Source organism: Streptomyces sp. NRRL F-5727 (genome assembly GCF_000719555.1).
Lineage (GTDB): Bacteria > Actinomycetota > Actinomycetes > Streptomycetales > Streptomycetaceae > Streptomyces.
In genome coordinates, this window is sequence record NZ_JOGX01000019.1 from 129821 (window position 1) to 147834 (window position 18014).

The following is an 18014-nucleotide window of genomic DNA, read 5'->3' on the forward strand; positions in this document are numbered from 1 at the left end:
TGCGGCCATGGCCACCGTCCCCGCCCCCTCCGACCCGGCCGACCGCCACACGGCGTTCGGCAGCCAGCTCGTCGACGTCCACCTCTGGCTCCGCGAGGAGCTCGCCCGGCTCCGCGGCGGCCTCGACGCCTACCTGGCCGGCACCGGCGAGCGGCCCCGCGACCTGCGGGCGCACTGCCTCGCCTTCTGCTCCGCGCTCACCCGCCACCACACCGCCGAGGACGACGGGGTCTTCCCCGCGCTCGCCGCGGCCCATCCCGAGCTGCGCCCGGTCCTGGACGAGCTGGCGCACGACCACGTGCAGGTGGAGGAGGTCCTGATCCGCCTCCAGACCCTGCTCGACGAACTGCCCACCGGACGGGACGGCACGCTCGGCCCCGAGGAGACCCGGTGGGTGAGCGGCGAACTGGACGGGCTGATCGCGCTGGTCGAATCGCACTTCACGTACGAGGAGAAGAAGCTGGTCGCAGCCCTGAACGGGCTCGGCGTCCCGCTCTCCGACGACTTCGCGCTCCGCGACCTCACCGGCGGCTGACCCGTACGGGACGCAGCCGCGGTCACCGACCTGGAGGGAAGCCCATGACGCACGATCCGGTCCACCCCGATCCCGTCCATCCGAATCCCGTCCACCCGGATCCGGTCCACCCCTATCCCGTCCACCCCGACCGCGTCCACGCCGACCCCGTCCACGCCGAGCTCGACCGGCTGGCCGAGAAGACCGCCGCGCAGGTGATCGCCTGGCGGCGCCACCTCCACCAGCACCCCGAGCTGTCCAACCGGGAGGAGAACACCGCCCGGCTGGTCGCCGGCCATCTGCGGAGCCTGGGGCTCGACGAGGTCCGCACCGGGATCGCCGGGCACGGCGTGGTCGGCGTGCTCCGGGGAACGGCCGCCGGGGGACGCGACCGGGTGGCGGCCCTGCGCGCCGACATCGACGCGCTGCCGGTGAAGGACCTGTGCGAGGTCGACTTCGCCTCGCGGGTGGTGGACGCGGACTATCCGGGCGGCCCGTTCCCCGTCTCCCACGCCTGCGGCCACGACTGCCACACGGCGATGCTGATGGGGGCCGCGACGGTCCTCGCCGGGGTCCGCGACCGGCTGCCGGGCACCGTCGTCCTCGTCTTCCAGCCGGCCGAGGAGGGGCCGCCGGTGACCGAGACCGGCGGCGCGCTCGCCATGGTCGAGGCGGGCGCCTTCGCCGACCCGGTGCCGACGATGGCGTTCGGCATGCACGTGACGCCGTACCCGAAGGGGTACGTGGGCTACCGGGTGGGCAACCAGTACGGGGCCTCCGTGCTCGTCCGGATCACGATCAGCGGCAAGCAGGTGCACGGCTCCACCCCGTGGCAGGGCGTCGACCCGATGCCGGCCGCCGGGGCGGTGCTCACCGGGATCGGGCAGCTGTACCGCCAGGTGTCGGCCTTCGACCCGGTCACCGTCACCATCGGGCACGTCGAGGACGTCGGCCGGTTCAACATCATCGGCCAGACGGTGACGCTCTGGGGCACCGTCCGCTGCGCGGTGGAGTCCGACATGGCCGAGGTGCGGGAACGGCTCCGGCGCCTCGCCGAGCACTCGGCGGCGGCGTACGGGGCCACGGCCGAGGTGGAGTTCCTCCAGCCGGTGCCGCCGGTGCACAACACCGGGCCGTGGGTGACGGCCGCGCTGCCGACCCTCCGGCGGGTCGTGGGCGAGGAGCGGGTCACCGAGACCGGGGCGACCCTCGGCTACGACGACGTCTCCGAGTTCATCGCGCGCTTCGGCGGTCTGTACGTGATGCTCGGCGTGCAGGACGCCGCGCTGGACGCCGACGGGCTGCCGGTGCCGGAGGAGGGCGGGCGCGGTCTCGTCACCAACCACAATCCGCACTTCTACGCCGACGACGACACCCTCGTCACCGGCGTCCGGCTCCACGCGCACGTGGCCTACGACCACCTCACGGGGGCGCTGCTGCCCGCCGGGTGAACCGGAGCGGCGGCCCGAGTTGCGCCCGCGCGCGCAGCCGGGAGGCTAGGGGTATGAACCTGGACCTCACCGCCCTCGCCGACGAGCACCTGGCCGCAGCCCGCACCGCCCCGCACGGGCGCAGCGCCCATCTGGTCCTCCACGACGGCGTGCTGCGACAGACCGTGATCGCGCTGAAGGCCGGGACCGCCCTGGACGAGCACAACGCTCCCCCGGCGGCCAGCCTCCAGGTGCTCAGCGGCCGGGTACAGCTGACCACGCCCGGCTGGGCGGACGAACTCTCCACGGGAGTGCTGCGGATGCTTCCCAAGGAGCGCCACGGCCTGACCGCCGTGGACGACTCCGTGGTGCTCCTCACCGCCGTCAACGACTGACCGTCGCCGGGCGTGATCGCAGCCGGGCGTGATCGCGGCCGAGGAGGGCGTACCGACGCGGCGGCGCACCGCGCCTGACGCTCCGTCGTGCGCGCCCGCGCGCCCGCGCACGCTCTGTTGACGTACCTGAATGCGCCTTTTGTCGCGATGGAATGTGGGCGGTCTCGTGCGGCGGGCGGCCGCGCTCCGGTCCCGGCGGCGCACCGGCACGGTCACGCTGGCGGAGGACGAGACCGAGCGGGCGGCCGAGCCCCCGTCAGAGGGCGGGCCGCAGCGGACTGCCGGCGGCGGCCCGGCCGGCGCCGGGGCCGAGGGCGCTGCCGCCCAGCCACTCGGGCCAGTCGAGGTTCCAGTCGCCGTAGCCGTTGCCGAACGGCGCCATCGGCTCCCCGTACCCGTTGACGACCCGGACCAGGTCGCCCTCGCGGACCGTGCGGAAGAACCAGCGGGCCGCCTCGGTGGACATCCCGGTGCAGCCGTGGCTCACGTCGGTGCTGCCCTGCGCGTCCAGCGACCAGGGGGCGGCGTGCAGGTACTCGCCGCTCCACGTCACCCGGGTGGCCCAGCGGACCTTCAGGTCGTAGAACTCGCGGCTGCCGCGGGCGATCCCGATCGAGTCGCCACGCATCCGGACCATCCGCTCCTTGCCGAGGACGACCTTGGTGCCGACCCGGGTGCGGAAGCCGCGCTTGCCCGTGGTGACGGGGATGACGCGGAGCAGCCGGCCGTCCCGGTAGACCCGCATCTCGTGGGCGGCGACGTCGGTGACGGCCTCCACCCGGGCGCCGGTGGAGAAGGTGAGGGGCCGTGACGGGCCGCCGTACAGCCGGTCGGTGACGCGGGTTCCGGCGAGGGCGGAGCGGACCCGGACGGTGGCGCCGGCCGGCCAGTAGGCGCGCGGCCGGTAGTGCAGGGTGTCGGCGTCCACCCAGTGCCAGGCACCCACGGCGCGCGGCTCGCTGCGCACCTCCAGGGCGCGTTCGACGATCCGGCGGGCCCCCGGGGCGTCGGCCGGGACGGGGTGGCTCAGCTCCGCGGTGACCGGCTGGCCGACCCCGTACGTACGGGCTCCGCCGCCCTCGCCGTCGTCGGGGCCGAACGCGACGGTCAGCCGCTCCCCGGCGGGCGCCCGCTCGGTGCGGACGGCGAGCCGGACGACCCGGCGCCGGAGACCGGCCGGGCCGGTCTCCTCCAGGACGAGCCGGGCGGTGTACGCGCCTCCGGCGGGCAGCGCGACCTCGCTGGTCCAGCGGGTGCCGCCGGTGTCGGTGTGCCCGGCGACCCGGCGGCCGCGGCGGTCCGTGACGGTCACGTCGGCGAGCCGCCCGGGGGTGCGCAGGGCGAGGTCGACGGGGCCGTCGGCGTCGGCCGGCAGGGTGACGGCCGCGCGGGCGTCCAGGGCCAGGGTGGTGCGGGGCACCCGGCAGAGGCCGCCCGCGTCGGCGCAGGCGCCGACCGTGACGACGGCGGGCTCCGGGGCGGTGGAGGCGCCTCCGCCGCCCACCGGCGGCGCCTGGCCAGCGGCGGTGGTGACGAGCACGGCCCCGACGGCGAGGGAGAGCGCTCCCCACCCCTGTACGTATCGGCGTGACGGCACGTCGGCCCCTCCCCTTTCGTCGCTGGCCGGTCGGCGCGCCGGCGGGCGGACACCGGCCGGATCATCAGAACCGACAGGGGGAGAAAAGGATGATCACATGTGCGGGCGTGGCGGGCGAGAGGCCCGGGAGACGACTCGAATGGGTCAGCGGGGCGGTTCCGGGAGCTCCTCGCCGGTCTCCAGGAGCGACTTCAGGCTGGAGACGATCGCGGGCCAGCCCTCCCCGATGAGCCCCCGCATGATGCCGTCCGGCTCCAGGCCGTCGTGCGTGACGGTCAGCTTGACCATGTCGTCGCCGGAGGGTTCGAGGTCGAACGTGACGGTGGACCGGCGCTCGCGGGAGAGGAGCCCGTACACCTCGTCGTCCAGACGGACCGCCTTCGCCCATTCGGGGGTGAAGGTGTGCCAGGTGTACGCGAGCCGGCGGCCCGGCACCGCCTCGACGACCACCTGCTCGGGGTCGGCGGTCCGCCGGCCGCCCTCGTCCCAGACCATCCCCGCGCCGGGAGTCCATGCCGTCTCGAAGGCCACGCCCCAGTAGCGCCGGGTCAGTTCCGGCTCCGTCAGCGCCTTCCAGAGGTCGTCCGGGGACGTCCTGATGTAGCTGGTGTAGACGTACGCGTCGGTGTCCATGGCGCTGCTCGCTCCTCCGGCCCCCGGTCGTCTCCCCCGTGGTGTCTGGTGATCCAGCGTAGGCAGGCCCGGGGCCCGCGTGCCAGGCAGGACCGCGCGGACCGCCGTCACCTCGGCCGTTGAATAGGTGCGGAGGAAACTATTCAACGGACTGCTAGCGTGTCCGGATGTCCCTCAAGCACGCCGTTCTCGCAGCTCTTCTGGAGGGCGAGGCATCCGGATACGACCTCGCCAAGATCTTCGACGTGTCCGTCGCCAATTTCTGGGCCGCCACCCCCCAGCAGCTCTACCGCGAGCTCGACCGGCTGTCGGAGGCCGGACTCATCGCCGCGCGGGTCGTCGAGCAGGAACGGCGTCCCAACAAGCGGATGTTCAGCCTCACCCCGGAGGGGCGCCGGGACCTCGACTCCTTCACCTCCGTGGCGCCGCGACCGACGGCGGTCCGTGACGAGCTGATGGTGCAGGTGCAGGCGTGCGACGGCGGTGACACCGAGGCCGTGCGAAGCTTCGTGGCGCAGCGGATGGACGTGTCGCGGGACAAGCTCGCCCGGTACGACCGGCTGCGGCAGTGGCTGCTCGGCGACCGGGACGAGGAGACGTATCTGCGCGAGTCCGAGCGCGTCGGGCCGTATCTGACGCTGATGCGCGGCCGGTTGCTGGAGGAGGAGAACCTCCGGTGGGGCGAGCGGGTGCTCGCGGTCCTCGACGCGCGGATCTCGGCCGGCCGGGGCGGCGGCGGGGTGACGCCGGCTCCTACGTTGCGGTAGAACTCTCGGGTAGCGCGCCGGGGAGGCCGGCGGGCGCGGCCAGGGCGGACACCGGGAGGCCGGGGCGCCCGACGAAGGGGGCGGACCGCATGAACGTCGGTGATCTGGTCGAGGACTTCACCCTGCCGGACGAGACCGGGACGCCCCGCTCCCTGTCCGGGCTGCTCGCCGAGGGGCCGGTCGTCCTCTTCTTCTACCCGGCGGCGATGACGCCGGGCTGCACCGCCGAGGCGTGCCACTTCCGGGACCTGGCGGCCGAGTTCCGCGCGGCGGGCGCGCAGCCCGTGGGCGTCAGCGGCGACGTGGTGGAGAAGCAGCGGGAGTTCACCGAGCGGCACTCGCTGGGCTATCCGCTGCTCTCCGACCCCGAGGGCGCCGTGCGCGAGCGCTTCGGCGTGCGGCGCGGCTTCTCGCTGGCCCCGACGAAGCGGGTCACCTTCGTCATCGGACAGGACCGGCGGGTGCGCGAGGTCGTCCGCAGCGAGCTGCGGATGAGCGCCCACGCGGACCGCGCGCTGGCCGCGCTCGCGGCGCTGCGCGCCTCCTGAGCCCGCCCGACCGTTCGGCGCGCCCGCCGGGGCGGGGGCCGCGCCCGGTCCGGCCCGCCCGGCGGCCCGTACGCGGGACCCGGGCGGGCGGCCACGACATGCGGGCGCGGGCCGGACGGGTGAGACTCACTCCAACGCGCGGCCTCCCGGCCGGGCGACGGATCGGAGTGTGCAGGAATGGACGACTACCCCCTCCTGAACGTCTTCTGGACGATGCTGTGGTTCTTCCTCTGGATCATGTGGCTCTTCCTGCTCTTCAAGGTCATCACGGACATCTTCCGGGACCATGAACTGGGCGGCTGGGGCAAGGCGGGCTGGCTGATCTTCTGCATCCTGCTCCCCTATCTCGGCGTGCTGGTCTACGTGATCGCCCGCGGCAGGGGGATGGGCGCGCGTGACGTGAAGCAGGCGAAGGAGGCGGAGGCCCGCTTCCAGGAGTACATCCGGCAGACCGCCGGCACCCAGGCCGCCGCGAACGGCACCCCGAGCGCCACGGAGGAGCTGGCGCGGCTCGCGGACCTGAAGGACAAGGGCGCCATCTCCGAGGAGGAGTTCCAGCAGGCGAAGGCCAAGGTCCTCGCCTGACCCCTCCCTGCCCCCGCCCCGCCCCGCGTGGCGGGCCTCGTATCCCGGACCCGCACCCTTAATGCGAGTCCGGGATACGCCTTTGATACGGTCATGCCGTGAGGTTGACCAAGTTCACCGACCTGGCCCTGCGCGCCGTGATGCGCCTGGCGGTCGCCGACGACGAGGAGCCCGTCACCACGCGCGTGGTGGCGGAGGAGATGGCCGTGCCGCACGCCCACATGGCGAAGGTGGTCACGCGGCTCCAGCACCTCGGCGTGGTGGAGGCCAGGCGCGGACGCGGGGGCGGGCTCGCCCTCACCGACTTCGGCCGGCGCTCCTCGGTGGGCTGGCTGACCAGAACCCTGGAGGGCGAGGAGGAGGTCGTCGGCTGCGAGGCCGATCCGCCGTGCCCGCTGCGGGCGGCCTGCCGGCTGCGGGGTGCGCTGCGGGAGGCGCAGGACGCGTTCTACCGCACGCTCGACCGGCTGACCGTGGCCGATCTCGTGGGATCGCCGACCGGCCCCGTCCTGCTCTCCCTCAGCCCGCGCCCTCCTTCCTGACCCGGCACCCGCCACCCCGGGCGGCTCACGCCGCCTGGGACCCCCCGTCGATCTAAATAGGTAGATCATCTACCAGATTGAGAGTTCCGATGCTGTCCGAGCAGGCCGTACCCGTCGTCCGCGCCACGCTGCCCGCCGTCGGCGGAGCACTCGACGAGATCACCGAGCGCTTCTACGGACGGCTCTTCGCCGCCCACCCCGAGCTGCTGCGCGACCTCTTCAACCGGGGCAACCAGGCCAGCGGCGACCAGCGCAAGGCGCTCGCCGGGTCCATAGCCGCCTTCGCCGTCGCCCTTTTGGAGCACCCCGACACCCGTCCGGACACGCTGCTCTCCCGCATCGCGCACAAGCACGCCTCGCTCGGCGTCACCGCGGACCAGTACAAGATCGTGCACGAGCACCTCTTCGCCGCGATCGTCGAGGTGCTCGGCGAGGCCGTCACCCCCGAGGTCGCCCAGGCGTGGGACGAGGTCTACTGGCTGATGGCGAACGCGCTCATCGCCCTGGAGAGCCGCCTCTACCAGGAGGCCGGCGTCGAGGACGGCCAGGTCTGGCGCCCGGTGCGGATCGCCGAGCGGCGCGAGGAGACCCCGGACATCGTCTCCCTCGTGCTCACCGACCCGGACGGCTCCCCGCTGCCCGGCTTCCGGCCCGGCCAGTACGTGAGCGTCCGCGTCACCCTGCCGGACGGCGCCCACCAGATCCGCCAGTACAGCCTCTCCTCCGGCCCCGGCCGTCCGGAGTGGCGCATCACGGTGAAGCGGGTCGACGGCGACCCGGCCGGCGAGGTCTCCAGCGAGCTCCACGCCCACGCGGCCCCCGGCGACGTCCTGGAGGTCTCCGCGCCCTTCGGCGACCTGGTGCTGCCCGACGGCGACGGCCCGCTGCTGCTCGCCTCCGCCGGCATCGGCAGCACCCCGATGCTCGCCATGCTCGACCACCTCGCCACCACCGGCACCGAGCGCCCGGTCGTCGTGGTGCACGCCGACCGCTCCCCCGGCACGCACGCCCACGCCGAGGAGCTGCGCGAGCTCGTCGGCAGGCTCCCGCAGGGCAGCCTGTACCTCTGGTACGAGGAGCCCGGCACGTCCGGCGCCCGCGAGGGTCTCGCCGACGTGACCGCGCTGGAGCTGCCGGCCGGCACCAGCGCCTACCTGTGCGGCCCGCTCCCCTTCCTGCGGGCGGTCCGGGGCGACCTCGTCGCCTCGGGCGTCGCCGCGGCCGACGTCCACTACGAGGTCTTCGGCCCGGACCTCTGGCTGGGCGCCTCCGCCTGACCCGGGGCCGCGCCCGCTCGGGCCCGGGTGGGCTCACGCCACCCCGGGCCCGCACATGATCCTTGGATCCTCAGGGCCCATGGCGTTCGCGCTGCGGATCCTGCATAGTGAGGGCGCGGATCGGCCTCGTAATCAGTGGGCCGACAGGATGTGGACGGACACGATGGGATCGTACGGAGCGGGTGGCACCCAGCGGGACGCGCGACGGCCGGTACGGGGGATCGCCCTCGACATCGGCAGCTCACGGACGCGGGCCTGGGCCCCGGGCGCGGGCGTCTTCGCGGACGTGCCGAGCGCGACGGTCCGGCACGGACGGGTCGCGGACACCTCCTCGCAGCTGCAGCTCCTGAAGCGGCTGGCCGCCTCCGCCCCCGGCGGCGAGAGCCACGACACCGTCGTGATGCTGACCCATCCGGTGCTCGCCGCCCCGGCGGAGCGCGAGGCGGTCCGCCGGGTGGTCGCCGGGCTCGGCCCCGTCCGGGTGATCGCCGTCGACAGCGCCCGGGCCGCGGCCGCCTACGCGGGGCCGCCCGGCGGCGGCCCCCTGCTCGTGGTGGACCTGGGCGCCCGGCTGACCGAGGTCACGCTCGTCGTCGACGGCCAGGTGCAGGACGCCCGGCTCGCCGAACTCGGCGTGGACGACCTGCCGGCGCACGGCGGGATGCCGGACGTGGTGGCGGGCACCGCCGCCGACATGGTGAGCGACATGTGGCGTGCGGACGGCACCGGCGCCGTCCGCGGGGCGCTGCGCCGGGGCGTGCTGGTGGCCGGAGGCGGGGCGCTCCGGCTCGACGTGACGGCGCGGCTCGCACAGGTGCTGCGCGGCCGGGTCCGGCTGGCCAACGATCCGGCGACCAGCGTGGTCCGGGGTGCCGGCCTGATGCTGGCCTCGGCCCTGCGGCACCCGGGGGCCCGGCGCACCCCGTGACCGGGGCGCGCCGAGGGCGGGGTCAGCAGCCGGTGGCCCAGATGTGGGAGTCGCCGCGGTCGTTGGCCGCGGCGTTGTAGCCCACCTCCTGTCCGGGGGCGAGGCAGATGGTCATGTTGCCGCCCTGCCAGGCGTTCTCGTAGACCCGCACGTGGTCCTTGATGCCCGGGCCGGAGATGCCGTGGTTCGCCCACGAGGAGTCGGTGTCGGAGATCCAGCTCTCCCACCAGCCGTCGTCGCCGCTCCAGTTGGCCCGCTGTCCGCCGAAGTTGGCTTCCTGCCAGACGCAGAACTGTCCGGAGGGGCATTCGGCGGCGGTGGCGGGACCGGCGACGGCGAGGCCGGTGGTGAGGGCGAGCAGGGCGGCGGCCGTGGTGGCCAGGATGCGCTTCACGAGGGGGCGTTGCCTTTCGGTGGTGGGGTGGACGCGGGCAGCCGGACCGCCCGCAGCAGCGCGCGGTCGCGCAACTGCCGGTAGGTGGTGAGCTCGTCGTGGTGCAGGGCGCGCACCTCGGCCAGCTCGACGCGCTCCAGTCGGGCGCGGGTCTCGTCGAGGCCGGTCTCCCGCGCGCAGCGGGCGGCGTCCTCGGGGTCGGGCCGCTCGGGGCGGGGCCGGCCCGCCGGTGCGACGCAGGCGGTCCAGCGGGCGAGGGCGGCCCGGTGGTCCGGGTGGTCCCGGTAGCGGGCCTGGGCCTCGGCCCGGAGGTTGTCGACGACGACCTGCACCCGGAACCAGCGGTGCTGGTCGCCGTAGAGCCGGTCTCGGGCGGCGGCGACGCAGCCGTCGCTGTGGGCGGTGACCGTGGCGCCGGTCGCGAGCGTCACGGAGAGTTCCCGGGGCCCGGTGCCGAAGAGGGCGGCCTGGAGGGCCCGGTCCTCGGCGGGGGCGCGCGGTTCGGCGGTGGCCAGGATGCCGCGCCCGGCGAGGCAGTCGTCGGTGAACCGCCGCTCCGCCGCCTTCAGGAGCGCGTCCTGCTCGGCGCGCGCGGACGGTACGGCGGGCGGTCCCGGCTGGTCGGAGCGGACGGAGGCGCAGCCGGTGAGCAGGGCCAGCGCGGCGGCGGCCGGCAGGGCTCGGCGGGCGAGCGGTGTGGTGGCGAGCGGCATGGGTCCCCCTTCGCACGATGGCGCGGTGCCGGGTCGGCGGCGGGCCGGAGGATGATCGTCCGCGGCCCGAGCGATCACTGCCCGTGACGGGGCAGGTCATGCGCGACCTCACTCGAACGGGTCGAACGCGCCGTCGTGCGCGCCCTGCGGGCGCCGTGCGCGCCGTCCCGGACATGGCGAGGCCCCGGCTGGACGGGGGATTCCAGCCGGGGCCGCTCGCCGTGACGGGCGAAGGGCGGTCACCTCTGGGGGGGGACCTGGGGACCGGGCCCCTTCGCCGTCACATACAGGAGAACGGTGAACCTTTTCCTGATGTTCCGGGCAGTACGGGGTGAACGGTGTGAGTCGGGTCACCCGTGCCGGGCCGGGGTCCGCGGCCCGGCGGTCAGTCCTTCTCGGGCCGGTAGACCTCGCCGGCGCGGGCGGTGCCGGGGGCGAGGAGTTCGGGGACGGTGACGAAGGTGTAGCCGCGCTCCTTGAGCTCGTCGATGATCCCGGGGACGGCGGGGACGGTGCCGTCGTAGATGTCGTGGAGCAGGATGATGCCGTCGCGGTGCGCCTGGGTGAGGACGCGTTCGCGTATCAGGGCGGAGTCGGTCGTGGAGTAGTCCTTGGCGGTGATGCTCCAGAGGACCTGCGCGAGGCCCAGCTCGCGGCTGACGTCGCTGACGGTGGAGTCGGTGCGGCCCTGGGGCGGGCGCATGAGGACGGGCTTGCGGCCGGTGATCCTCTCGACGGCGTCCTGGGTGCGGGAGAGCTCCTCGCGGACCTCGTTCTCGTCCAGGTCGGTGAGGATCCGGTGCGACCAGGTGTGGTTGGCGACCTCGTGCCCCTCGTCCGCGATGCGCCGGACGACCTCGGGGTAGCGCTCGACGTGCTTGCGGCCGAGGAGGAAGAAGGTGGCGGGGACGTGCTTCTCCTTGAGGACGTCGAGGAGGTGCGGGGTGTCCTTGCCCGGGCCGGCGTCGAAGGTGAGGGCGATGCACTTCGCCTGGGCGCAGTCGACCCGCCGGGGCGCCGTGCCCGCCTTGCCGTCGTCTGCCGCCTCGGCCCGCGCTGCCTGCGGGGTGAGGGGGTCCACGCCGCAGCCGCTCAGTGTGAGCAGGAGCGTGGCGGCGGCGAGCAGGGCGGCGGTCCTCCCACCGCGACGGCCCGGCCTGGATCGGAACATGGTGGTACCCGCTTTCCCCGGTTTCGTGTGTGACGCGGCCACCTCCACGCCTGGTCAGGGCGGGTGTACCGATGGCCGCCGTGAACTCTACACACGGTGTATACCGGGGCCGGGAGGGGGGTCCGGGGCCTTTCGCGGGCACGACTCGGCCCCGGGCGGGGCCCGTCCGCTCCACCCGGGGTGTTCCGTACCGTCCGTCCGGGCCGGGCCCGGTGCGCTCAGCGGGAGGCGAGGAGCAGTCGCGCCTCGGTCTCCTGGTCGCCCGAGACCGCCTGGAGGGACTCGATGTCGAAGCCGGCGGCGAGCACCCTCTCGACCTCGCCGACGGCGTGGTACCCACCGGTCAGCAGGGCGCCGACCTTGCCGGTGAGCCGCGGGGGCCGCAGCTCCTCGCGCCGTCCGTCGGAGGTGTCGAAGGTGGCCATCCACACGGTGGTGGCCGGCCCCGTGCCCGCCGGGCTCGGCGGCTCGATGTCCTCCAGCCGGTAGTAGTGGTCGAGGACCTCGAACACGGCCCGCGCGTCCTCCTGCCGGCAGTCGCTCAGCTGGACGGTGACGTCGGTGTCGATGTGCAAGTCGTACACGTCGCTCATCTCCTCGTGGCAGACGTGCCACTCTTCCAGCATCCCCCTTCCGCCCCGCCACGTCGACGGCTCCCGCCCGGCGGCTCAGCCGGCGGCGAGCAGGGACTCGACGGTGTCGGCCTCGGCGGCGGGCTTGTCCGGGCGGTACCGCAGCACCCGGGCGAAACGGAGGGTGATGCCGGCCGGGTAGCGGGTGGAGCGCTGGAGGCCGTCGTAGGCGATCTCCACGACCAGCTCGGGGCGGACCCGCACGGTGAACCCGTCGTCCTCGACGGCCAGCTCCGTCAGGCGCTGGGTCTGCCAGCGGAGCATCTCGTCGGTGAGGCCCTTGAAGGTCTTGCCGAGCATCACGAAGCCGCCGTCCTCCGCGCGGGCGCCGAGGTGCAGGTTCGACAGGAAGCCGGTGCGGCGGCCGTGGCCCCGTTCGGCGGCGAGGACGACGAGGTCGACGGTGTGGACGGGCTTCACCTTCAGCCAGGTCCGCCCCCGCCGGCCCGCCACATAGGGCGCGTCGAGCGCCTTGACCAGCACGCCTTCGTGCCCCCGGGCCAGGGTGTCGGCGAGGAACCGCTCGGCCGCCTCCACCTGGGCCGGTTCGTCGGGGGCGGTGACCTCGACGCGGCGCACCCTGCGGTCCTCGGGCAGCAGGCGGGCGAGGACCGCGTGCCGGGCGCGGCCGGGGCGGTCGACGAGGGGTTCCCCGTCCGCCGCGAGGACGTCGAAGAAGACCGGGGTGAGCGGGAGCGCGGCCCGGGCGCCGGTGACGTCCGCGCGGGAGCCGACGCGGCCGGCGACGGACTGGAACGCGACCGGGCGGCCGGTGCCGGGATCGAGGGCGATCAGCTCGCCGTCGAGGATGAACGACTCCGACGGCACGTCGAGGGCGACGGCGACGACCTCGGGCAGCCGGACGGTGATGTCGTCGAGGGAGCGGGTGTGGACCCGCACCTCCCCTCCGTCGCGGTGCACCTGGATCCTGATGCCGTCCAGCTTCTCCTCCACCACGCACGGCCCGAGCGCCTCCACCGCCTCGGTGACGGAACCGGCCGTGTGCGCCAGCATCGGCTGCACGGCCCGCCCGACGCGCAGGGTGAACCGGTCGAGGGCGGTACGCCCTTCCGCGAGGACCGCCTGCGCCACCGGCGGCAGCGAACCCTCCAGCATCACGGCCCGCCGCAGTTCGGCGGCCGGCACGTCCGCCGCCTTGGCGACGCCCTCCAGCGCGACGGCGTCGAGCGCCCCCTGCCGCACCTCCCCGGAGAGCAGCCGCACCAGCAGCTCCTGCTCCTCCACGGTCGCCGCCGCGCACAACTCGTGGACCCTGCGCGCCCGTTCCCCCTGCGATCCGGGCCCCGCGACGGCCGCGAGCGCGTCCATCGCCGCGTCCACGTCGGCGAGCGTCAGCACCGGCTCCGCCGCCGGGGGCACGGCCGGCGGCACCACCTGCCGCAGCGTGCTCCAACCGACGCCGATCCGGCCCTGGGGCAGCCGGCCCGAGAGGTAGGCGATGACGAGCGGGCTCTCCTCGGGGGTGGCCTCGGCGAAGAGTCCGGCGAGCAGGGCGGTCTTCCGCGACCGCGCCGAGGCGGCCGCGACCTGCCGGGAGACCTCCGCGACACGGGCCAGCAACATGCCCCCATCGTCACCGGGCCGCCCCACCGCCGCACCCGCAGCCGGCCTCACCTCCAGTCACGCCGCGCGCCCCAGCCCGCGCCGGCCGTCCGCCCCGGGAGGGAGCGCCTGATCCTCTCCAGCAGCCCCGGCCCCCTGGTCCCCGGCCCCCGGCCCGGCGGTCGCCCCACCCGGCCGCGCGGACGGGCGGGCGGACGGACGGGGGGACTGACAGGGGGACTGGCAGGGGGACTGACGGGGGGACGGGCGGGCGGGTGCCCCGGCTCTGCCGGTACCGCATGCGCCGGCGCCGCGGGCGGTGGCACCGGCTCCCCGGCCGGCCATGGGCGCTCCCCCGGGTACGGCGCCTGCCGGGCGGCGCGGGCCTCGTCCAGGGCGAGGGCGAGGCTCATCCGGTGCCACAGGATCTCGTCCGGGTCGTCGGCGCGGACCAGGCGGTCGGCGACCTCGCGGGCCGCGCCCGCGACCGGGAAGCCCGGCGGCGGGGCCGGCCGCAACCGGTCCAGATAGGCGCGCTCGTACGGGTCGTCGACGACCTCGGCGATCTGGACCGGGTCGAGCAGCGAGGCGATCGCCGCCGCCCGCGCCCACGGGTCGTCACCGCCGCGCAGCAGCAGCGCCAGGTGGCGGGTGCGCCAGTTCCTGGCCCGCAGGTCCTCCCGCGCCGCCTCCCGCTCGCGCACCGCCGCCGGCAGCCGCCCAGAGAGCAGGGCGGGGTGCTCCTCGCCGAAGGCGGTGACCTCGGCCGCCACGTACAGCCAGATCACCGTCCGGTAGCGGTTGAGGTAGAAGCGGACCGGGCTCAGATGGCCCGTGCGCGCCAGGCGGCCGAACCGGGCGACAGTGATGCCGAGAAGCCCGGCGGCCTCTCCCGCGCCGACCATCCGGACGCGCTCGCGCAGGCCGTCGGGGAAGTCCGGCGCCGCCTTGAGCCGGTCGAGCTCGGCACGCTCGACCGGGCGCCGCTCGGGCACCCGGCCCCGGCCGCTCCCCCGGTCCCGGAGCGCGCCCTCCGGATCCGGCACCGGGACCGTCCTGATCAGCCCCATCCGCACCGCGAGCCGGAACTCCTCGCGCTTCAGCTCCAGCTCCTCAGCGGCCCGGGCCGCCGATACCGTCCGTGTCGTCTCGTCCACCCTCATGGCGTCCGCCGCCTCCCCCACTCGCTCGCCCGGCCGGCCGGCCGCACGGTTCGGATTCCGGTGAACCCGACACCAGGAAGGTAACGGAGAGTGACGCATCGCGCGCATCCTGTGGACGACCGCCTGTGGACAACCGCCGGCGGCCGCTGTCAGGGCGTGGGGCCGCCCGGCTGCCGCGCGGAGACGCCCAGGTGCTCGCCGACCCGGTTGACCAGCAGCGTCATCTCGTAGGCGACCTGACCGACGTCGGCCTCCGCGTCGCTCAGCACGCAGAGGCAGCTGCCCTCGCCCGCCGCCGTGACGAAGAGCAGCGCCTCGTCGAACTCGACCATCGTCTGCCGGGCCCGGCCCGCCCGGAAGTGCCGTCCGGAGCCGCGCGCCAGGCTGTGCAGGCCGGAGGAGACGGCCGCCAGGTGCTCCGCGTCCTCCCGGGCGAGTTCGCTGCTCGCCCCGGTCACCAGTCCGTCGTTCGACAGCACCAGTGCGTGCCGTATCGGTCCGACCCTGCGGGTCAGATCATCCAGGAGCCAGTCGAGCCCCTTGTCCAGCGCCATGTTGGTCCTCCCCCTCATCGGTGCGGTCGCGCCGGCCGGGCCCCGTGCCCGCGTGCGCCGGTACGGACCGCGTGTCGCCGCAAGCCTTACGCACTGTCGTGGACAGGGCAAGCACCCCCGTCGGCCCGGGTGTGCCGCCGAACGGCCACCGCGTGCCGCACGATGGGGCCATGACGAGAATGACCGAGGAACAGTGGCGGGACTTCGTGTCCCGGGGGACCCGTACCGGCAAGCTCGCGACCGTGCGCGCGGACGGCAGCCCGCACGTCGTGCCGGTGTGGTTCGTGCTGGACGGCGACTCCTTCGTGTTCAACACCGGCAAGAACACGGTGAAGGGGCGCAACCTCGCCCGGGACGGCCGGGTGTCCCTCTGCGTCGACGACGACGCCCCGCCGTTCTCCTACGTCACCCTGAGCGGGGTGGCCGAACTGAGCGAGGACCCAGAGGAGTTGGTCCACTGGGCCACCCGGATCGGCGGCCGCTACATGGGCGAGGACCGGGCCGCGGAGTTCGGCGCGCGCAACGGGGTGCCGGGCGAGCTCGTCGTCCGGGTGAAGATCGAGAAGGTGACGTCGGCGGGCGAGGTCTCCGACTGACCCCTCCCCGCGGCGGCCGGTCACGCCGGCCGATTCACCTCCGTGCGCGGCGGCGGGTCACACCGGCCGGTTCACCTCCCTCCGCCGCGGCGGGTCATACCGGCCGGTTCACCTCCCTCCGCCGCGGCGGGTCATACCGGCCGGCTCGCCTCCCTCCGACGCGGCCCGGTCGCGCCGGCCGCCGGGTCGCCTCTCCCGGAGGCGGCCACGTCCCGTGGGCCGGGCCGGGCCGGGTCGCGTCGCGTCGCGTCGCCCGTCGGTTCAGCCCACCGTGTCGAGGAGCCGGGCGGTGTGCATCCGCCCGGCGTACTCGACGACCCGGATGAGCACCTCCTTCCCGGAGTCCCGGTCGCGGGCGTCGCACAGCACCACGGGCGTCCCCCGGTCCAGGTCGAGGGCGCGGGACACGTCCTGCGCCCCGTAGGAACGGGCGCCCTCGAAGCAGTTGACGGCCACCACGAACGGGATCTTCCGGTGCTCGAAGTAGTCGACCGCCGGGAAGCAGTCCTCCAGCCGGCGGGTGTCGGCGAGCACCACCGCTCCCAGGGCGCCCTGCGAGAGCTCGTCCCAGAGGAACCAGAAGCGGTCCTGGCCCGGGGTGCCGAAGAGGTACAGCGAGAGTCCCGCGCGGATCGTGATCCGGCCGAAGTCCATGGCGACCGTGGTGGTGGTCTTCTGGGCCACTCCCCCGGTGTCGTCGACGAGTTCGCCGGCCCGGCTGAGCTGTTCCTCGGTGCGCAGCGGGCGGATCTCGCTGACCGCGCCGACCAGGGTGGTCTTGCCGACGCCGAAGCCGCCGGCGACGAGGATCTTCAGGGCGAGAGCGGTGTCGCCGTCCGCGCCGGTGCTGTCAGAGCGCTCGTAGGCCATCGATCACTTCTCTCAGGATGCGTTCGTCGGGGAGCTGCGCGGGCGGTACGGGTCGGCTGACGCGTACGAAGCCCGATTCGAGGAGGTCGCCGAGGAGGACCCGGACGACGCCCACGGGAAGGTCGGCGTCGGCGGCGAGTTCGGCCACGGACTGGGTCTCGGCCCGGCAGAGGGTGAGCAGGGCGCGGTGTTCGGGACCGAGGACGGCCTCTTCGGCCGGGCCCGGCGGGTCGTCGTCGACGACGACGAGGGCGATGAGGTCGAACCGTACGTTGCTGGGACCGGGTTTGGTGCGGCCGCCGGTCATCGCGTACGGCCGGACGAGCGGCCCGGCGTCGGCGTCGTACCAGTGGCTGCCCGGTGCGGGCGGCCCGCCGCCGGTGGTGTCGCCGGCGCTGTCCATGGTCATGGGGGTCTCCGGTCAGCCGGCGGCCGGCGGGGTGACCGCGAGCCGCGGCGGGGTGTGCAGGTGTTCGCCGACGCGCTTGACGAGCCGGGCCATCTCGTAGGCGATCAGGCCGATGTCGGCGCTGACGGAGCTGAGGACGGCCAGGCAGGAGCCGTCGCCGGCGGCGGCGACGAAGAGGAAGCCGTCGTCCATCTCGACCATGGTCTGGCGGACGCCGCCGGTGTGGAACTGGCGGCCGGCGCCCTTGGCGAGGCTGTGGAAGCCGGAGGCGATGGCGGCGAGGTGCTCGGCGTCCTCGCGGCTGAGTCCGCTGGACGCGCCGACCGCGAGGCCGTCGCTGGAGAGCACCACCGTGTGCCGGACCTCGCGGACCCGGGTGACCAGATCGTCGAGGAGCCAGTCGAGTTCGCCGGAGCGGTGGTGGGAGATCCTCTCGTGGTCGATCATGCGTCGTCTCCTTCGGATCGGAGGTCCTGGGGCGGGGTGGCGCGGGTGCCGAAGTACGGGCCGAGGTCGGTACGCGCGCGTGCGTCGGCGCGCGGATCGTGCGGGGCGCCCTGGGCGGCGCTTCCCCGGGACGCGGGATCTCGGGGGGACGCGGGCGCGGCGTCGGTGTACGGGCGCGTGACGCGGCCGGGGTCGGTCCCGGCCGGTGGGGCGGGGGCCGTCGCGGGGGCGGGGGCCGTCGCGGGGGCGCCGCCGCCGAGCGGGCGCCGGACGCCCGGAGCGGGGC

At 74.7% G+C, this 18014-nt stretch carries 22 protein-coding genes and 1 pseudogene; 10 read left to right on the forward strand and 13 right to left on the reverse strand.

What is annotated here, in order from left to right:
* Positions 1-7: 7 nt before the first annotated feature.
* The 3 genes from IF73_RS0116205 to IF73_RS0116220 are packed head-to-tail and all read left to right on the forward strand — an operon-like array spanning position 8 to position 2339.
* On the forward strand, positions 8-535 hold the full coding sequence (locus IF73_RS0116205) for a hemerythrin domain-containing protein (protein ID WP_051716847.1): 528 nt from the start codon (positions 8-10) through the stop codon (positions 533-535).
* 44 nt (positions 536-579) lie between these two features.
* Positions 580-1965: a M20 metallopeptidase family protein gene (locus IF73_RS0116215; protein ID WP_078868087.1), complete on the forward strand. Its 1386-nt coding sequence runs from the start codon at positions 580-582 to the stop codon at positions 1963-1965.
* Between the two features lie 53 nt (positions 1966-2018).
* Positions 2019-2339: a cupin gene (locus IF73_RS0116220; RefSeq protein ID WP_031008281.1), complete on the forward strand. Its 321-nt coding sequence runs from the start codon at positions 2019-2021 to the stop codon at positions 2337-2339.
* Between the two features lie 256 nt (positions 2340-2595).
* Here IF73_RS0116220 and IF73_RS0116225 read toward each other — a convergent pair whose 3' ends face one another.
* Together IF73_RS0116225 and IF73_RS0116230 are read right to left on the reverse strand one after the other, a co-directional pair.
* Positions 2596-3843, reverse strand: a complete 1248-nt coding sequence (locus tag IF73_RS0116225; protein WP_420706559.1) for an Ig-like domain-containing protein — start codon at positions 3841-3843, stop codon at positions 2596-2598.
* Positions 3844-4080: 237 nt separating this feature from the next.
* A complete protein-coding gene (locus IF73_RS0116230) occupies positions 4081-4569 on the reverse strand; it encodes an SRPBCC family protein (protein WP_031008286.1) in 489 nt (162 codons plus the stop codon).
* A 167-nt stretch (positions 4570-4736) separates the two neighbouring features.
* Between IF73_RS0116230 and IF73_RS0116235 the strand changes: the two genes are divergently transcribed.
* The 6 genes from IF73_RS0116235 (at position 4737) to IF73_RS0116260 (ending at position 9216) form a co-directional block, all read left to right on the forward strand.
* On the forward strand, positions 4737-5336 hold the full coding sequence (locus IF73_RS0116235) for a PadR family transcriptional regulator (protein ID WP_031008288.1): 600 nt from the start codon (positions 4737-4739) through the stop codon (positions 5334-5336).
* An 89-nt stretch (positions 5337-5425) separates the two neighbouring features.
* Positions 5426-5884, forward strand: a complete 459-nt coding sequence (locus tag IF73_RS0116240; RefSeq protein WP_031008290.1) for a peroxiredoxin — start codon at positions 5426-5428, stop codon at positions 5882-5884.
* A gap of 177 nt (positions 5885-6061) precedes the next feature.
* On the forward strand, positions 6062-6469 hold the full coding sequence (locus IF73_RS0116245; RefSeq protein WP_031008293.1) for an SHOCT domain-containing protein: 408 nt from the start codon (positions 6062-6064) through the stop codon (positions 6467-6469).
* A gap of 98 nt (positions 6470-6567) precedes the next feature.
* Positions 6568-7011, forward strand: coding sequence for an RrF2 family transcriptional regulator (locus tag IF73_RS0116250; protein WP_031008295.1), 444 nt, complete (start codon positions 6568-6570; stop codon positions 7009-7011).
* 89 nt (positions 7012-7100) lie between these two features.
* A complete protein-coding gene (locus IF73_RS0116255) occupies positions 7101-8288 on the forward strand; it encodes a globin domain-containing protein (protein ID WP_031008298.1) in 1188 nt (395 codons plus the stop codon).
* A 163-nt stretch (positions 8289-8451) separates the two neighbouring features.
* Entirely contained in the window at positions 8452-9216 is a 765-nt protein-coding gene (locus tag IF73_RS0116260) for a rod shape-determining protein (protein WP_031008300.1), read from the forward strand.
* A 22-nt stretch (positions 9217-9238) separates the two neighbouring features.
* On the opposite strand, the gene IF73_RS0116265 is transcribed toward IF73_RS0116260, so the two are convergent.
* From IF73_RS0116265 to IF73_RS0116295, 7 genes are all read right to left on the reverse strand, one after another.
* The gene (locus IF73_RS0116265) at positions 9239-9610 is read right to left on the reverse strand and encodes a peptidase inhibitor family I36 protein (RefSeq protein WP_031008303.1); all 372 of its coding nucleotides are present in this window, start codon (positions 9608-9610) and stop codon (positions 9239-9241) included.
* The gene (locus tag IF73_RS0116270; RefSeq protein ID WP_063833430.1) at positions 9607-10323 is read right to left on the reverse strand and encodes a hypothetical protein; all 717 of its coding nucleotides are present in this window, start codon (positions 10321-10323) and stop codon (positions 9607-9609) included. The genes IF73_RS0116265 and IF73_RS0116270 overlap by 4 nt, the downstream gene beginning before the upstream one ends.
* A 385-nt stretch (positions 10324-10708) precedes the next feature.
* On the reverse strand, positions 10709-11494 hold the full coding sequence (locus tag IF73_RS0116275; protein ID WP_031008307.1) for a polysaccharide deacetylase family protein: 786 nt from the start codon (positions 11492-11494) through the stop codon (positions 10709-10711).
* Positions 11495-11712: 218 nt separating this feature from the next.
* Positions 11713-12120 (reverse strand): hypothetical protein, encoded by a 408-nt coding sequence (locus tag IF73_RS0116280; RefSeq protein WP_234338247.1) that lies wholly within the window; start codon positions 12118-12120, stop codon positions 11713-11715.
* 42 nt (positions 12121-12162) lie between these two features.
* Positions 12163-13710 (reverse strand): ATP-dependent DNA ligase, encoded by a 1548-nt coding sequence (locus tag IF73_RS0116285; protein ID WP_031008310.1) that lies wholly within the window; start codon positions 13708-13710, stop codon positions 12163-12165.
* A gap of 47 nt (positions 13711-13757) precedes the next feature.
* Positions 13758-14852, reverse strand: coding sequence for a DUF6397 family protein (locus tag IF73_RS0116290; RefSeq protein WP_037879389.1), 1095 nt, complete (start codon positions 14850-14852; stop codon positions 13758-13760).
* Between the two features lie 149 nt (positions 14853-15001).
* Positions 15002-15406 (reverse strand): roadblock/LC7 domain-containing protein, encoded by a 405-nt coding sequence (locus IF73_RS0116295; protein ID WP_031008315.1) that lies wholly within the window; start codon positions 15404-15406, stop codon positions 15002-15004.
* 170 nt (positions 15407-15576) lie between these two features.
* Here IF73_RS0116295 and IF73_RS0116300 point away from each other — a divergent pair, with 170 nt between their 5' ends.
* The gene (locus tag IF73_RS0116300; protein ID WP_031008316.1) at positions 15577-16002 is read left to right on the forward strand and encodes a PPOX class F420-dependent oxidoreductase; all 426 of its coding nucleotides are present in this window, start codon (positions 15577-15579) and stop codon (positions 16000-16002) included.
* A gap of 261 nt (positions 16003-16263) precedes the next feature.
* Here the strand turns inward: IF73_RS0116300 and IF73_RS0116305 are convergent, their stop codons facing one another.
* From IF73_RS0116305 to IF73_RS41985, 4 genes and pseudogenes are all read right to left on the reverse strand, one after another.
* Positions 16264-16872, reverse strand: coding sequence for a GTP-binding protein (locus IF73_RS0116305; protein ID WP_031008319.1), 609 nt, complete (start codon positions 16870-16872; stop codon positions 16264-16266).
* The gene (locus IF73_RS0116310; RefSeq protein ID WP_031008321.1) at positions 16853-17281 is read right to left on the reverse strand and encodes a DUF742 domain-containing protein; all 429 of its coding nucleotides are present in this window, start codon (positions 17279-17281) and stop codon (positions 16853-16855) included. Before IF73_RS0116310 ends, IF73_RS0116305 begins: the two co-directional genes overlap by 20 nt.
* A gap of 12 nt (positions 17282-17293) precedes the next feature.
* Positions 17294-17728, reverse strand: a complete 435-nt coding sequence (locus tag IF73_RS0116315) for a roadblock/LC7 domain-containing protein (RefSeq protein ID WP_031008323.1) — start codon at positions 17726-17728, stop codon at positions 17294-17296.
* Positions 17725-18014, reverse strand: a pseudogene (locus IF73_RS41985) (hypothetical protein); the annotation flags it as partial. The pseudogene IF73_RS41985 and the gene IF73_RS0116315, both read right to left, overlap by 4 nt.

Bases quoted from the DNA above. Each gene is read 5' to 3' on its own strand.
- IF73_RS0116205 (WP_051716847.1), top strand. From the start codon at position 8: ATGGCCACCGTCCCCGCCCCCTCCGACCCGGCCGACCGCCACACGGCG.
- IF73_RS0116215 (WP_078868087.1), top strand. From the start codon at position 580: ATGACGCACGATCCGGTCCACCCCGATCCCGTCCATCCGAATCCCGTC.
- IF73_RS0116220 (WP_031008281.1), top strand. From the start codon at position 2,019: ATGAACCTGGACCTCACCGCCCTCGCCGACGAGCACCTGGCCGCAGCC.
- IF73_RS0116230 (WP_031008286.1), bottom strand. From the start codon at position 4,569: ATGGACACCGACGCGTACGTCTACACCAGCTACATCAGGACGTCCCCG.
- IF73_RS0116235 (WP_031008288.1), top strand. From the start codon at position 4,737: ATGTCCCTCAAGCACGCCGTTCTCGCAGCTCTTCTGGAGGGCGAGGCA.
- IF73_RS0116240 (WP_031008290.1), top strand. From the start codon at position 5,426: ATGAACGTCGGTGATCTGGTCGAGGACTTCACCCTGCCGGACGAGACC.
- IF73_RS0116245 (WP_031008293.1), top strand. From the start codon at position 6,062: ATGGACGACTACCCCCTCCTGAACGTCTTCTGGACGATGCTGTGGTTC.
- IF73_RS0116255 (WP_031008298.1), top strand. From the start codon at position 7,101: ATGCTGTCCGAGCAGGCCGTACCCGTCGTCCGCGCCACGCTGCCCGCC.
- IF73_RS0116260 (WP_031008300.1), top strand. From the start codon at position 8,452: ATGGGATCGTACGGAGCGGGTGGCACCCAGCGGGACGCGCGACGGCCG.
- IF73_RS0116270 (WP_063833430.1), bottom strand. From the start codon at position 10,323: ATGCCGCTCGCCACCACACCGCTCGCCCGCCGAGCCCTGCCGGCCGCC.
- IF73_RS0116275 (WP_031008307.1), bottom strand. From the start codon at position 11,494: ATGTTCCGATCCAGGCCGGGCCGTCGCGGTGGGAGGACCGCCGCCCTG.
- IF73_RS0116280 (WP_234338247.1), bottom strand. From the start codon at position 12,120: ATGCTGGAAGAGTGGCACGTCTGCCACGAGGAGATGAGCGACGTGTAC.
- IF73_RS0116285 (WP_031008310.1), bottom strand. From the start codon at position 13,710: ATGTTGCTGGCCCGTGTCGCGGAGGTCTCCCGGCAGGTCGCGGCCGCC.
- IF73_RS0116290 (WP_037879389.1), bottom strand. From the start codon at position 14,852: ATGAGGGTGGACGAGACGACACGGACGGTATCGGCGGCCCGGGCCGCT.
- IF73_RS0116295 (WP_031008315.1), bottom strand. From the start codon at position 15,406: ATGGCGCTGGACAAGGGGCTCGACTGGCTCCTGGATGATCTGACCCGC.
- IF73_RS0116300 (WP_031008316.1), top strand. From the start codon at position 15,577: ATGACGAGAATGACCGAGGAACAGTGGCGGGACTTCGTGTCCCGGGGG.
- IF73_RS0116305 (WP_031008319.1), bottom strand. From the start codon at position 16,872: ATGGCCTACGAGCGCTCTGACAGCACCGGCGCGGACGGCGACACCGCT.
- IF73_RS0116310 (WP_031008321.1), bottom strand. From the start codon at position 17,281: ATGACCATGGACAGCGCCGGCGACACCACCGGCGGCGGGCCGCCCGCA.
- IF73_RS0116315 (WP_031008323.1), bottom strand. From the start codon at position 17,728: ATGATCGACCACGAGAGGATCTCCCACCACCGCTCCGGCGAACTCGAC.